Genomic DNA, 13,959 nt, shown 5'->3' with positions numbered 1-13,959 from the left:
ACAAAGTTATTTTCAATTTTTCCTAGAAAGTGTTTTCTTTTTAGTCTCAATAGTCGAATGCAAAAGATGCCACTATGATCGTTCTATATTAACCTTCAACAATGAGAGCGATCATGCGAAAGACAATTCTAGTTACTGGATCTACTGACGGTATTGGTTTAGAAACCGCGAAAATGTTAATTAACCGTGAACAACACGTAATAATCCATGGCCGGAATATAGAGAAAGTTCAACAAGTTGAGCAAAGTTTGAGGGAGATGAAAAGTGGTAAAGTTGAAAGCCTTGTTGCTGATTTATCCTCTCCCAATGCGGTAAAACAGATAGTGATGGAGATAACAGAACGGTTCAATCATTTAGACGTCATCATTAACAATGCTGGTGTGTACGCAACACCAAATCCAAGAACTAAAGAGGGTCTTGATGTACGCTTCGCAGTCAACACCATTGCTCCCTACTTACTCACTAGAGAGCTATTGCCGTTGCTCGGAGATACGGGTCGTGTGGTTAATTTGTCTTCAGCTGCACAAACAACAGTAAACACTAGCGCTTTACTCGGTAACAAACCATTGTCAGATGGCGAAGCATATGCCCAAAGCAAATTGGCATTAACGATGTGGTCACGAGCAATCGGACTAAAGCTTAAGAACACTGGCCCTATGTTGGTATCAGTAAACCCAAAATCATTCCTAGGTAGTAAGATGGTTAAAGATGCTTATGGGGTTGCTGGTGGTGATATCCGCTTAGGAGCAGATATTCTAACTCGCGCTGCGCTATCAGAAGAGTTTGCTCAAGCGCATGGTATGTACTTCGATAATGACATTGAAGCATTCGCGCCCCCACACCCTGATGCATTAGATCAAAGTAAAACACAGCAGATAATTGATACTATTGAATTAATCTTAAGCAAACTCTATTAATAACAATTAAGAATTATCTTGAGGTTCGTTTTTATTCGGACCTTAAAAACAATGTATTCGATAAGTGAAACTTGTTATCACTTTTCCGCAAACTCCCAATAAGGTGGCGTGCCATAGTATTCAGCAAAGTAATCAATAAAGGCACGCACCTTAGGCGCAATTAAACGAGAGCTTGGGTACACAGCCCAAATCCCAGCATCCATCGCTAAAGGGTGATCTTCGAGTACTTCCACTAGCTGACCACTTTGTAATTCTTGATAAACACTCCAAACCGAGTTGATAGAAATACCTAACCCGTTTACCGTCGCGTCTCTCATCGCATCACCATTATCAGTTTTAAAACGACCAGAAGTTCTTACATTGACCATTCCATCTTTTGTATTGAATGACCAATTATTCATTCCAACTAAGTTAATACATTGATGATTCGTCAAGTCTTGGGGCTTGTTAGGTCTCCCAAATTGTTCAATATAATCTGGTGATGCAACGATAATACGACGATCTGGCGCAAGCTTTCTTGCGACCAATGAAGAATCTTTCAACTCAGCGACACGAATGGCGACATCGAAACCTCCCTCAACCAGATCAATAATGGAATCAGAAAATCGGCAGTCCACGGTTAACCCTGGGTAACGCGCCATAAAACCTTTTAATGCGGGCACAATATGCAAGCGACCAAAAGTTGCAGAGGCGGTTATACGTAATACTCCCGTTGGCGCACTCTGCCCTGAGCCAACAGCTCCCCTTGCTGCCTCCACTGTTGCAAGGACCTCCTCCGCGTGAGGTAAAAAAGCCTGCCCTTCTTCAGTTAAGGAAACTTTGCGTGTGGTGCGATGAACTAAACGAACTCCTAAGCTGTCCTCAAGTTTGTTGATGTGCGCACTAGCGACAGCAGGAGAAAGTCCAAGCTCCTGACCAGCCATGCTGATGTTGTGTGTCGAAGCCAAACGGACAAATAGCTTTACATGATCGATGTTCATTTAATTTTCAATTATTTGTAAAAAATCACCATATAGAGCTTAGCATTTTCTTCCTTACGGATAGTAAATAAATACTCCAGTTAGAAAAAACTGATGGGCAGATAGAAGTCCAGCTCAAACGCCTCATCATGGCTAAGGAAATGGTTTTTATGATAGTGAACATAAGCGGGAGTAGAACGCTGCTTAAAGCCTGAATTCGGCAACCACTTTTCTAACACCATACTCAATTGAGGAAGAAGCTCTCCATATACCCCTGTTAAGCGAAAAACAGCATGCAAACCACCCGGAATCGTCATTTGATTCACGACACCGCGTACTTTAAGCGGCTTATCAATCGCCATACAAGCCACATAGCGACACTTATCGAGCTCAACCCAAGCGGGGTTGGAGTGATGCAAACCGTATTGAACCGAAAAGTCCCGATTCTCAGAGCTTGCCCACGCCTTCAAAATCAGCCACGCATTACGAATGGAACGGCTATAACCCTCATGCCGCACATAAGCCGCAAAGCGTTGTGGAACCTCCATAATTTTAGGTTCTGGCAACTCGCGTTTAGCAACCCGATGATAACCCGCAGCCACTTCTGGATCTTTTAGATACGGCTTTTCTGCGACTTGTAAATCATGCTTTCGCCACGCGCCAGGAGACATAGCGAACGTTGCTTTAAACGCTCGGCTAAAAGAAGATACCGAGCTAAAGCCGCACTTGTTAGCAATGTCTAACACCGATGAGCTGGTATCAAACATCAGTTGATTGGCGGCGTATTCCATTCTTGTTCGACGGATATATTGATGGACAGACTCCCCTACCACATCTTTAAAAATACGATGGAAGTGCTGTTCAGAATAGGCTGCTACATCTGCTAGCTCTTTAGCCGATAAATCTCTGCTAATGTCCTGGTGAATGTAAAACAGCACGTCATTGATTCTGGAAACTTGTTGATGGCTCACGGAGTAAACTTTCGCTTAAATAGCATAAATGGACATGTTTAACAGCATAAATGGACACACCAAGCTTGGCAATTTACCTATACTATTTCTGACATAAAAAAAGACAATTACGAGAAGCACAGCACATGGAAATCGCACAGTCATTACAACAAACTAAGTCATCCTACATCCGAGAGATCCTCGCAGCAGCGAGCGATAAGAACGTCATTTCTCTTGCAGGTGGCTTGCCGGACGAAAAAACCTTCCCGATCGACTTAATGAAACCGACGCTCGAAAACCTCGCGAATATGCCAGAGGTGTTTCAATATGGCGCAACAGCAGGCTACGCCCCGCTACTTAACTTTTTGACCGATTATTACCAGCTGCCGGAATCTCATTTGGCTATGATCACAACGGGCTCTCAGCAAGGGCTAGATTTGATTGCGCGTGCGTACGTAAATCCGTGCGATAAAGTGGTGATGGAAGCACCGAGCTACCTTGGTGCTATGCAAGTATTCGGTCTAGTGCAAGCCAACATCGTGACCGTTTCACAAACCGAGTGTGGCCCAAACCTAGAAGAACTCGAACAATGCTTTGCCACGCAGCAACCAAAAATGTTCTACGCCGTACCCGATTTTCACAACCCAACGGGCGTATGCTGGGCGCTAGAGACTCGCCAAAAAGTTGCCGAGCTTTGTATACAATACGACGTGGCATTCATCGAAGACGCGCCATACCGCGAGCTGCGTTTTTCTGGTGAAGCGCTTCCACTGGTTTCGGACTTCTGCCCACAGCACTCCATCGTATTGCGCTCTTTCTCCAAAATAGCTTCACCAGGCTTGCGTATTGGTGTAGTTACGGGCAAAAGCAGCTACCTTGAGCCACTCATCAAAATTAAACAAGGTGCCGATCTGCACTCTAGTATTCCTATGCAAGCTTTGCTGCATGGTCTGCTGCAACATGACAACTTCGAAACGCACATTTCAACCATCTGTGCGCTTTACAAATCACGTTACGATGTCATGTTTGCTGAGCTGCAAAAACAGCTGCCAGAAAGTTGCGTACTCAAACCCGTCGATGGTGGCATGTTCGTTTGGGTCGAGATTCCAGAATGCGACACCTTCGAACTGGCGAAAAACCTTCTCGCAAACTGGGTTGCCGTAGTGCCGAGCCCGGTCTTTTATCCAGAAGGTTCAAAGGTAAAAGCCGCTCTGCGTCTTAACTTTACCAATGCTACACCAGAAGAACTGACGACAGCTGTCTCTCGACTCGCGGATGTCCTCAACACGTTGTAATTGAACGCGAGTGTAAGAACCTGCCTTTGAGATTCAAAAAAAGTCTCAAAGGCAGCATCAAAAAAGTTCCCCAAAAAAATTTATATTTTTCCTTCAAATCAACTCTCTACAGTAAGTGCCTGTTTTCTCTTGAACCTCTCACTCATATAAAAATGAGAACTCAATCACGTATTTGATGGTTAGAAAAGTTACGTCTATCTTTCAGTCAAAGACATCAACTTCGCAGCGTTAATGCTCTCAATTTCAGACACTTTATCAATCGTGGCTTAGCGGTTGATAAACGACTAAAAAAGCATCTGTGGGCATACCCACTACGAAGGGTTGACCAGAACCATTCTGAATGTCGCGAGCCAATCTTTTGATTGGCAATTACGTCAGTGAATCGCACCAAATGACAGAGGGGTTATCAGGATGAATACTCGAACCACGACAGGACTCGTCACCATCGGCTGGTCCGTTACACTTTCACTTTTTACCGCATTCGCCGTGTATGCCAATACGTCGCCAAACTGTAGTGACGTATTAGCGGGCAACACAACCGCCGCATCGCAAAAAATGATGGTTTTATTGGGCGAAGACATCACCAAATCCAACCGTATAACTACGGTGATTCCAGCCGAAAACAATCCATTTGTGACCGAAGAACTGGTTTCGGTTTCTAACGACGTATCGCCAAACGGTCGTCTTTCACAAAAGAGTTTGGAAGAGATTCGGAAAGTCCGCTCAAATCTAGAGAAAGCAGCACAGGAAGTAAGCCGATTACAAGGCACTTTTGAAGTGGCTTTCATCAGTTTGATTGATGGTTACTGCCAATTTTCTAATCATAAACGTACTCAACATGCCAAAATCGACTTTGACCATTTGGAAGGCCTCACTTTGTATTCAATCCCCGCTTTAATAGCAATGGTCGATCAGTCGTACTACATGGCAAAGAATCGAATCGCTAATGAGCAGAAACAGTTAAGCGACATTGAAAAAGAGAAACAGAGGCAGAAACAGCAAGCAACTGCGGCAGCAGCCGCTCGTTACCAAGACAGTAACGTACTTGTAAGAGTCGAGAACTTTGATGGCGCTAATGTGACATTTTCCGTTACTAACATTGGTTCACAAGGATCATTGCAACCAAATTTCAACTCGTTTAATGCATATCGTACAGAAAGTGGAGAATTAATCTACAAGTCAGAATCTTTATTACACCTGGCGGATACTGCAGGTAACACACTTGAAACAATGGGTATCGCTGAGCTCTCATCACAAGGTGGAAGTGACATATCGATCTCTCCTGGAGAAACCCGAAAATTCGTTACTAGCATTGCTTCAGAAGTCGCGCCACATACGCAGTTGAGCTTAGAGTTTCCAGCCAAAGTGCTTAATACTGAGCGAGACTTTACATTGTCGTTTTCTGATACATCAGCGGTGGCGACAGCAAACGTTAATTAACGCAAAGTAGCCAGTATTTGTAGAACGCATCAAAGACAGGCGAGCAGCGCCTGTCTTTCAATTATGATCAAGCCAATAGCTACTGTTTGCACTTGTAAGCATTTGCAAACATCGTCACTGACGTAGAAAAGCTCAACGGTTGATACAAGTACAAGGTATCTGCGCCTAAATCCGCCGCCTTGATGCGCATTTGGTTTAGCGTCCCCCAAACCATGTCTTTATCTGCATGAAGCCAGTAGTCGTAAAAGTGTCCTTCTGAGCCGATCACGGTACCCATTAGTTCACAGTTTTCAATCGCATTCACATTGTCCCAAAGCACCTGTACTTGCTCAGATTCTTGAGTTGGGAACGTCACACATCCCGTTAATGATGCCGCTAACGCGAGAGTCATCACTCGCTTTTTCATACTTATATCGCCAAAATTTTTCATAGATGGCAGATTTTATGAATGGCTGATGTGATGACTAGCAAAAACTTTTTATCGCGTGTTCAAGTAGAATTAATGGACAACGGAAAAGATCCAAAAGGTGATCATGCAGCTAGCGAGCAAAAACCTAATAATCACAGACCTAGCAATAAAGCTGTATCTGAGATACAACAGTAATGATTAAATAGCCGCGAGGGATAGAGTTTGGTTGCTAAAAATAAGCTAATTCGCTACACAGCTACGGAAGTCGCTGATGCATTTGACAAAGAAGATGAGCTCATTAAACAAGTTCAGTCCAACCAACTCTCGCAAGTGCTATTGCTTTGGCAAGTAAAAAGTCCAACGCTCGTGCTTCCCGCGGGTAAGAAATGGCCAGTGTCTAATGAGTTAGAACATGCGTTAAATACGTCTGGCTGGAAGCTCTTTTCTCGTAAAACCGGTGGTGCCCCAGTCCCTCAGGTGCCAGGTATTATCAATCTATCCCACATTTACCACTGGCCAGAAGGCGAGCCTTACAACATCAAAAAAGCGTATCTCGATTTATGTGCGATATTAACGGTTTTCTTTAAACAGCTCGGCGTGAAAGTGGATGTTCATGCTACGCCTTATTCCTACTGCGATGGCGAGTACAACCTCAACATTGGCGGGCAAAAAGTCGTGGGAACCGCGCAGCGTGTTTTACTTAAAAAAGGCGGCGGACAAGTGGTATTGTCACAAGCATGCATTCTGATTGATGCCGACGTCGAGAAGATTGTCGAACCAGTACGAATGTGTAATCAGCTTTGCGGTCACAGCGATGATATTCGTGGTGATGTCCACACACCGCTCTTCCATCATGTATCCGACCGCCCATCGGTAGATTCGCTCTTTCAGCAATTGACGAGTGCGTTTTTAACGCATGCAAAAGCGGAGTAATGAAAGGAGCAAGCCTCCCCCACACTCCGAACAGCATTTGATAAACTAAAACTGCATACCGTGATAGCGATGTAAGAATGGGCATCGCCAACGTAAAACCATTCAATCGATCGACCAAACCAGTTATCAGTTTTGCCTGCCAAAAAGAAATGAGATCCAGTTCAAATATTTATCCGTGACGGAATTAGTTGAAGCCTGCGCGTAAAAGCCTCAGAATGTCGCACTTTTCGCACCGATTTGTTTTCGGCGCGTTGTTATCTAACTCTACAATTGAGAATCATACATATGGGTTTTACCTCGTTAGGTCTATCTGCTCCAATCCTTAAAGCTATTCAAGAGAAAGGCTACGACACCCCTTCGCCAATTCAGGCAAAAGCAATTCCTGCTATTTTGGAAGGGAAAGACGTAATGGCAGCAGCGCAGACTGGTACAGGTAAAACTGCAGGCTTTACGCTACCGATTCTTGAGCGTTTATCGAACGGCCCTCGCGTTCGTGCTAACCAAGTTCGAGCACTGATCCTAACGCCAACACGTGAGCTTGCAGCTCAGGTGCAAGAAAACGTATTTATGTACGGCCGTCATCTTCCACTAAGCAGTGCGGTGGTTTTTGGTGGTGTGAAGATCAACCCGCAAATGCAGCGTCTTCGCAAAGGTGCGGATGTGTTGGTCGCGACACCAGGCCGCCTGATGGATTTGTACAACCAAAATGCAGTGAAGTTCGACCAACTGGAAGTGCTAGTACTGGACGAAGCAGACCGCATGCTAGATATGGGCTTTATCCGTGACATTCGTAAGATCCTAGCTCTGCTACCAAAACAGCGTCAGAACCTACTTTTCTCTGCAACTTTCTCGGATGAAATCCGCGACCTTGCGAAAGGCTTGGTGAACAACCCGGTTGAGATTTCCGTTAACCCGGCAAACTCGACGGCGAGAACGGTTGAGCAAAGCATCTACCCAGCAGACGTGAAGAAGAAAGCACCGATGTTGGTTAAATTGATCAAAGACGGCGATTGGAAGCAAGTGCTGGTGTTTACGAAAACGAAACACGGCGCAAACCGTCTGGCGAAGTTCCTGATCGAACAAAATCTACCGGCTGCTGCCATCCACGGCAACAAGAGCCAAGGCGCGCGTACCAAAGCACTGGCGGATTTTAAATCGGGTGAAATTCGTGTGTTGGTCGCGACGGACATTGCTGCGCGCGGTATCGATATTCCGCAATTACCGCAAGTGGTGAACTTTGAGCTACCGAAAGTGGCAGAAGACTACGTTCACCGTATTGGTCGTACTGGCCGCGCGGGCGAAGTAGGTAAAGCGATTTCACTGGTGTGTGCGCTAGAAGCATCTGAGTTGTTTGCGATTGAACGTTTGATTCAAGAAGTACTACCACGTAAAGAGTTGGAAGGTTTTGCGCCAACCAATGTGGTGCCAGAATCTAAACTGGATACGCGCCCAATCAAACCGAAAAAACCTAAGAAGCCGAAAAAACCAAAAGCGCCAAATGCTGCAAGTGAAAATGCCCCAGCAGCCGAAAAGAAAGCAGGCAATGGTGCAAACAAACCTAAACGTCGCTTCAACGGTGGTAGCAACGGCAACAAAAACAGCACCAACCAAGGCGGTGCAGGCAAGCCTAAAGGCAACCGTGAAGGCCAAAGTCGTGCAAACAGTAAACCAGATGACCGCAAACCTAACGGCAACAAGCCAAATGGTAATAAACCGAATGGGAATAAACCAAACGGTAATAAGAGTGGCAACGCTGGTAAACCGTCTGGTAACCGCAAGCCAAACAATGCTAAGCCTGCAGGAAACAAACCGTCAGGTCAGCGCCGTAAGCCTCGTCCGCAAGCTGCAAACTAACCTGTAAACGGCCCCCGATAGCAAATACAACAAAGCCGCTGATAATCTCAGCGGCTTTGTCTTTCTTAGAACACAGTTTTCTAGAACACTGCTTTGTTAAAACAGCCTACATTAAAGGTGTGATTCGAATATCTGCGATTTGCGCTTCGTTCTTTTCACCCTCAATACCACCTGCGTAGATGTAGGTTTCATTCGATTTGAGGTAACTCATATTGAAGTGGTCCTTCAGCGCGACCTGATAGGTTTTTCCCTGCTCCAACGTCACCTCAATTGGCGTTGAGTAACGCATACCTTGGTTTTCACCAATATGGCCCATCTGCAAGTAACCTTGACCAACCACTTTACCTGCATCATCCAATACCTCTAACAATTTCACGGTGTTCGTGATGCCAGTATTAAGTTGCCCTAGGTTATTGTTGTACCAAGCATCGAACTGGTAAGTGCCCGTTACAGGGGCTGTAAACGACTCTGCACCTTTTACGATGCCACTGTCTTTACTCACCGTAACCACTGAGACATTGTCTTTGAGTGGCTGATATTCGCCATCAAGTTTGATGCGGATCTCTTCACCGACACAAACAGGTTGGCTTGGGTTAGAACGGAAGCCTTTATCGTTAATGCTTTCAGCCAAATAACAAGCAAAACCTGTTGGCGTATCGGAATAAGATTGAGCAATCACGTTCTTTTGAATCAGCTCGCCATTGCGATACAAGTTCACGTTGTACTTACTCGTCACGTCAATCGAAACCGAATTATCAACGCTTTTTACCACCAATGTTGGCTCTTGCGGAGAATAAACGCGACTATCTTCACTTGCGTACGGTTTCACACCAGAAACTAAAGTAATGCTGCTATCTACATTCACAAGCGCGCCCAATGTCACGTGGAAATGCCCCTCATCGTCCATCGTGACATTTTCAACTGGGTAGTAACCTGTGTCATCTTTGCTTACTTCAGGCAAGTCAATCGTTACCGAGTAGTTCTTTCCTTTGAAGGCAAAGTTTTCCAACGTGATTTGTTCAGACTGAGCCAACAAGTTATTGCGCACCCAACTTGTGATAAACGGCTTCACTTCCAACTTGCCCGTTTCGGTATGGATGCCGAATAGGGTCTCTACCACCATGTTCAAGTAGCCACCCACAGACCAAAGCTGACGCTGAGAGTTAATAACTGGGCCATCCATGCTTGGATCTTCACCATGATCACTATGGATGATGAATGACTTACCAGAAAGCCACTCTAAGTTTTCCATGTTGGATAAATTAGTTGCCGTACCACGAACCAACGATTGAATGGCATTGTTCGCTGCTGCCACATTTTGTGTTTGATGCGCGGCGCGCAAGCTGTACGCGGTAACAAATGGCCAAATTGCGCGATTATGGTACACAGGCACGTCCGGTTGTTGAGGGAAGTAAACCGGCACGCCAAACTCACTGTGTGGGTAATTGGCCATGATTTGTTTCGCCTGCGCATCACTTGCCACGCCACTGATGATTGCCAACGCTTCGCCCAACATATCGTATTTGTCGACCGCAATGTCTTTGCCATTGTCAAACAAATAGCTTACGTACATACCGCGTTCGGCATTCCAAAACTGATCGTTGATAGCGGTTTTTAACTGCTCAGCCCACTCGGTGTATTTGACCGCGTTGGTTGAGTCGTACTTCTCTGCCAACTTAGCCGCGAGCTGAATCGCGCGGTAGTGAACCACGTTTGTCGATAACGCTTTGCTGCTACCAATCGCATTGACATCGTTTGGCGTCCACGTTGAGTAAGTTTGCTCACGCCAATCGAGGAATGATTGCTCACCAGTGTATAAACCGGATTTCGCATCAAAAGCCGCCAGGCGATCGGCTTCAAGTGTATTACTGATCGCTTTATATGCGCGCTCTGCAAACTGGTTGTACTCTTCCCCATCCAATGCCGAAAGTAAGCGTTCTGCACCAAGCGCCCAAGTCGTACGGTCGGTACTGATTGGCCAACTGCCGCCCGTGCCCGTGTCTTGCACAATCTGCTCGCCATCGTATTGCTGATCGGTCGTGTCGCGGAAAGCAGACAATTTGAAATTCAAACCATTTTGCACGCGAGTTGGATTCATCAATGCAAGCGAAAGGTCTGCTGCGTACGCCAAATCACGCGTCCATACGTAATGCCACTTCGCGCCCGTCTCAAAAACTTCCGCTTTGATTGGGTTGTTGTAGTTGTAATTGCCGTCTTTGATTTCAGAAACGGCAAGCTGGTCTAGCTCTTTCATCGTCAATGCAAACAACGCGTCAAACGCGACATCACCCGACACCACTCGCGGTCCTGTTTGTTCATTGATCACTAAGCCTTGGTCGAGCGCATCACGCAATTCTGTCGTCGTTGAAATACCAAATTCACGCAGCTCAGCTTTAGGATCTTTCACCGAGAAAATCACGGTATCACTCGAGTCATCGTAATTGGCGAACAGTTTCACTTCTTTGCTCTGATGCCCTTCATGCACCATTGCAGGGTCGAGAATCGCATCAGAGTAGTATTTTTCCGCTTCTTCTTGCGTTGCTTTCGTCACAGTCATTGTCGCGCGACTTTCATCGGCAAAGCTCACAGAAAACTTGTAATACCCTTTGTCTTCAAACGTGATCTCAGAGTTGCAGTCATCGTTCATACACGCTTCATTCGTGTCTGGTTTTGGCAGGTACTCCTGAGCTTTATCGAACGCCGCGGGCTCCTCAAAATAGGTGTATTGGATCTGCCAACCCGGATCAGCAATCTTGAACTGATTGCTACCTCGAGCGACGCGCAGTACGGTTTCGTACTCGTTATTACCCAAATAGTTTAGCTTGGCATGCTCTGCCGTGCCCCAATCCCCATTTAAACCACGTAAATATAAGTCGGCTGAAATAATTGGTTTGTCGACCGGCACAGGCGCATCAGAGGAATCTGACCCACATCCAGCAAGACCAATACAAGACGCGACAGCAAGCGCAATAAAACTCGGTTTCATGTTCATCCCTTAGATTGTTGTTTTGGCGACAGTCTAAAGAACACCTTTTTGAGGGGAAAATAGGAAGTCAGGAGCGAGCTATAGATAACATCTATACGTCAGACCCCAACAGTGATGTAGATCTATGAAATGCGCATAATTTCAATCAAATGAGATTACAGATTTGTGATTTATAAATGAAATTGTGCAAAATACCCCTCGTTCTTAGAGGGGAAAGAAAATGGACAAATCTCTGCAGCAATTTTTACTGGTTGCACGCTGCCAAAGCATCAGCGCTGCGGCAAGAATGGGAGGGTTAAGCCAGCCAACGGTAACAAGCAATTTAAAGAAGCTGGAAGAGAATCTCGGCGTGACGCTGTTTGAACGTCATCCTAATGGCATGGTGTTGACCGAATACGGACGCATCCTCTATCGCCATAGCAACGCGATGCAGCATGAATACAACCAAATGATGCAAAGCATTGATGAACGGAAACAGTATCAAGTCGGAAAAATTAAAATGGGTACTGGCGATGCGTGGTGGCCGCTGTTCGTCAAAAAAGCACTCAATGAACATCTGAGCAAGCAGCCATCGGCATCTACGCACGTCGAATTTGGCAACCACTTAGGCTTGATGGATTCATTAATCAGCGAACAGATTGAATTCTTCATCGGCCACGAGATTGTCGGCTTGTCGTCTAAATGTGATGTTACGTTTATTCCGCTATTTCAAACGGTTGATGCCTATTTTGTTTCCCCAAACCACCCACTTCTAGGGAAAACCGTCACCGAAGATATGCTGCACGAATACCCCGCTCTTTCGGTCACTTATGACGCGAAGAAATTCGCTCACGTCATCGATAACCCAATCCCGAAGCAAAATGAACGCGAAAGGCAGCAACTGGATGACAGACCGACTTACGAAGTGGATTCTCTGCTCGCCAGTATTGATGTACTGAAAGAAAGCGTCGCGGTGATGTCTTATACCGGCCACCTCAAACCGTATTTGGAATCCTTTGGCTTACGATGCTTAACCATGGAAAACGAACCAAACCCTGGCACCGTCGGGATTTATCGCCACCGCCGAGAAACCTCTGAATCGCATCTAGATCTGATTGCTAGCATCACTCAGCGCGCTAAATTGCTCAACTAGAAAGTCCAAAAACAGGCGAACTCTTTTCGGTTGATATTGGCGGCTTTGATAAATGACATGTAGATCCGCTTCAGCGCCTTGCGAAAAGGCGCTGAAGTTTTTCATATACCCATCCAAAACCGTTACTAAACGTTGTTTTTTGAGGTCTTGCTGAATATCTAAAATCGATTTCAATGCAATCCCCGCACCGTCCAACGCCCATTGTCGAATCACTTCACCATCATCAGAAAATCGCTTTGGCGTGACCGTGATCGATTGGTGAGACTCTTCATCTTTAAAGTGCCACGTTTTTAATTCTTCATTGCTGCGCACCATGGCTAAGCAGCGATGATCCGCGAGATCTTGTGGACAGTTTGGGACACCTTGCTTCGACAAATAGTCAGGTGATGCGCACAGCACGCGTTGACTCGACGCCAGCCTGCGCGAAATGAGATTGCTGTCCGCTAACTCGCCATAACGAATCACCAAATCGAGCCCCGATTCAGCCAAGTTCGATAAATTGTCATTAAGATAAAGATAAGGCGTCACATCCGGATATTGCTCAGAAAAAGCCGACACCATCGGCTTAATAATTTGTTTGCCAATATCTCGTGGAGCTGAAATTTTCAACGTTCCGCGCACTTGCGAAATACCCGTTTGCAGCAAGTTTTCCGTCTCTTTCACGCTATCAATGATGTTCAGACAAGCTTGATGGTACATTGCCCCTGCGTCCGTGAGTGATACGTGGCGTGTGCTTCGGTTGAGCAGCTTTACGCCATAGCGTTCTTCTATCGCTTGCAGCCTTGCCGTTACCGTCGCCGGAGACAAACCTAACTCCCTTCCCGCCGCTGCCAGACCTTGATGTTTAACGATGCTGACAAACAACGTCATATCCGAAAACTTATCCACCTTCGCGCCCTTATTATTTGGAAAAACTGAATAATCAATTCAGATATAACCCAATTATCAAATTAAGTCGAATCCATATACTGACCCTATCGACATTGTTTAGACCCAGAACGTTATGTGACAGGGCAAAGTTAAACGCCGTAACGCTGTTCAACGCACAACAACACGCCCTGCCCAGCCAAGAGATAGGAAACAA

At 45.8% G+C, this 13,959-nt stretch carries 11 protein-coding genes and 1 pseudogene; 6 read left to right on the top strand and 6 right to left on the bottom strand.

The window, feature by feature from the left end; translation table 11 throughout:
- Positions 1 to 113: 113 nt before the first annotated feature.
- Entirely contained in the window at positions 114 to 917 is an 804-nt protein-coding gene (locus tag R7040_RS11280; protein WP_025767963.1) for an SDR family NAD(P)-dependent oxidoreductase, read from the top strand.
- 77 nt (positions 918 to 994) lie between these two features.
- Here R7040_RS11280 and R7040_RS11275 read toward each other — a convergent pair whose 3' ends face one another.
- Both R7040_RS11275 and R7040_RS11270 read right to left on the bottom strand, forming a co-directional pair.
- Positions 995 to 1,897, bottom strand: coding sequence for a LysR family transcriptional regulator (locus R7040_RS11275; RefSeq protein ID WP_017633593.1), 903 nt, complete (start codon positions 1,895 to 1,897; stop codon positions 995 to 997).
- Positions 1,898 to 1,977: 80 nt separating this feature from the next.
- Positions 1,978 to 2,847, bottom strand: coding sequence for an AraC family transcriptional regulator (locus tag R7040_RS11270; protein ID WP_005387011.1), 870 nt, complete (start codon positions 2,845 to 2,847; stop codon positions 1,978 to 1,980).
- A 125-nt stretch (positions 2,848 to 2,972) separates the two neighbouring features.
- Between R7040_RS11270 and R7040_RS11265 the strand changes: the two genes are divergently transcribed.
- Both R7040_RS11265 and R7040_RS11260 read left to right on the top strand, forming a co-directional pair.
- On the top strand, positions 2,973 to 4,121 hold the full coding sequence (locus R7040_RS11265; protein ID WP_318081319.1) for a PLP-dependent aminotransferase family protein: 1,149 nt from the start codon (positions 2,973 to 2,975) through the stop codon (positions 4,119 to 4,121).
- Positions 4,122 to 4,532: 411 nt separating this feature from the next.
- Positions 4,533 to 5,561 carry a hypothetical protein gene (locus R7040_RS11260; protein ID WP_054574562.1) on the top strand — a complete coding sequence of 343 codons (1,029 nt, stop codon included), beginning with the start codon at positions 4,533 to 4,535 and terminating at the stop codon, positions 5,559 to 5,561.
- A 79-nt stretch (positions 5,562 to 5,640) separates the two neighbouring features.
- On the opposite strand, the gene R7040_RS11255 is transcribed toward R7040_RS11260, so the two are convergent.
- Complete coding sequence (locus tag R7040_RS11255; RefSeq protein WP_025767966.1) at positions 5,641 to 5,967, bottom strand: DUF4156 domain-containing protein; 327 nt, start codon at positions 5,965 to 5,967, stop codon at positions 5,641 to 5,643.
- Positions 5,968 to 6,192: 225 nt separating this feature from the next.
- Between R7040_RS11255 and R7040_RS11250 the strand changes: the two genes are divergently transcribed.
- Positions 6,193 to 6,903: a biotin/lipoate A/B protein ligase family protein gene (locus tag R7040_RS11250; protein ID WP_005373753.1), complete on the top strand. Its 711-nt coding sequence runs from the start codon at positions 6,193 to 6,195 to the stop codon at positions 6,901 to 6,903.
- 59 nt (positions 6,904 to 6,962) lie between these two features.
- Here R7040_RS11250 and R7040_RS30610 read toward each other — a convergent pair.
- Positions 6,963 to 7,040: pseudogene (locus tag R7040_RS30610) on the bottom strand (VOC family protein); the annotation flags it as partial.
- Between the two features lie 148 nt (positions 7,041 to 7,188).
- Between R7040_RS30610 and R7040_RS11245 the strand changes: the two are divergent.
- Positions 7,189 to 8,757 carry a DEAD/DEAH box helicase gene (locus tag R7040_RS11245; protein ID WP_065275163.1) on the top strand — a complete coding sequence of 523 codons (1,569 nt, stop codon included), beginning with the start codon at positions 7,189 to 7,191 and terminating at the stop codon, positions 8,755 to 8,757.
- A gap of 106 nt (positions 8,758 to 8,863) precedes the next feature.
- On the opposite strand, the gene R7040_RS11240 is transcribed toward R7040_RS11245, so the two are convergent.
- Positions 8,864 to 11,743 (bottom strand): MGH1-like glycoside hydrolase domain-containing protein, encoded by a 2,880-nt coding sequence (locus R7040_RS11240; protein ID WP_318081318.1) that lies wholly within the window; start codon positions 11,741 to 11,743, stop codon positions 8,864 to 8,866.
- A gap of 220 nt (positions 11,744 to 11,963) precedes the next feature.
- Here R7040_RS11240 and R7040_RS11235 point away from each other — a divergent pair, with 220 nt between their 5' ends.
- A complete protein-coding gene (locus R7040_RS11235) occupies positions 11,964 to 12,875 on the top strand; it encodes a LysR family transcriptional regulator (RefSeq protein ID WP_318096870.1) in 912 nt (303 codons plus the stop codon).
- On the opposite strand, the gene R7040_RS11230 is transcribed toward R7040_RS11235, so the two are convergent.
- Positions 12,828 to 13,763 (bottom strand): LysR family transcriptional regulator, encoded by a 936-nt coding sequence (locus tag R7040_RS11230; RefSeq protein ID WP_318096869.1) that lies wholly within the window; start codon positions 13,761 to 13,763, stop codon positions 12,828 to 12,830. The genes R7040_RS11235 and R7040_RS11230 overlap by 48 nt on opposite strands.
- Positions 13,764 to 13,959 lie beyond the last annotated feature (196 nt).

The organism is Vibrio sp. 1069 (assembly GCF_033340555.1).
The sequence above is the reverse complement of the archived record's forward strand: the minus strand, read 5'-3'. Positions and strand labels throughout refer to the sequence as shown.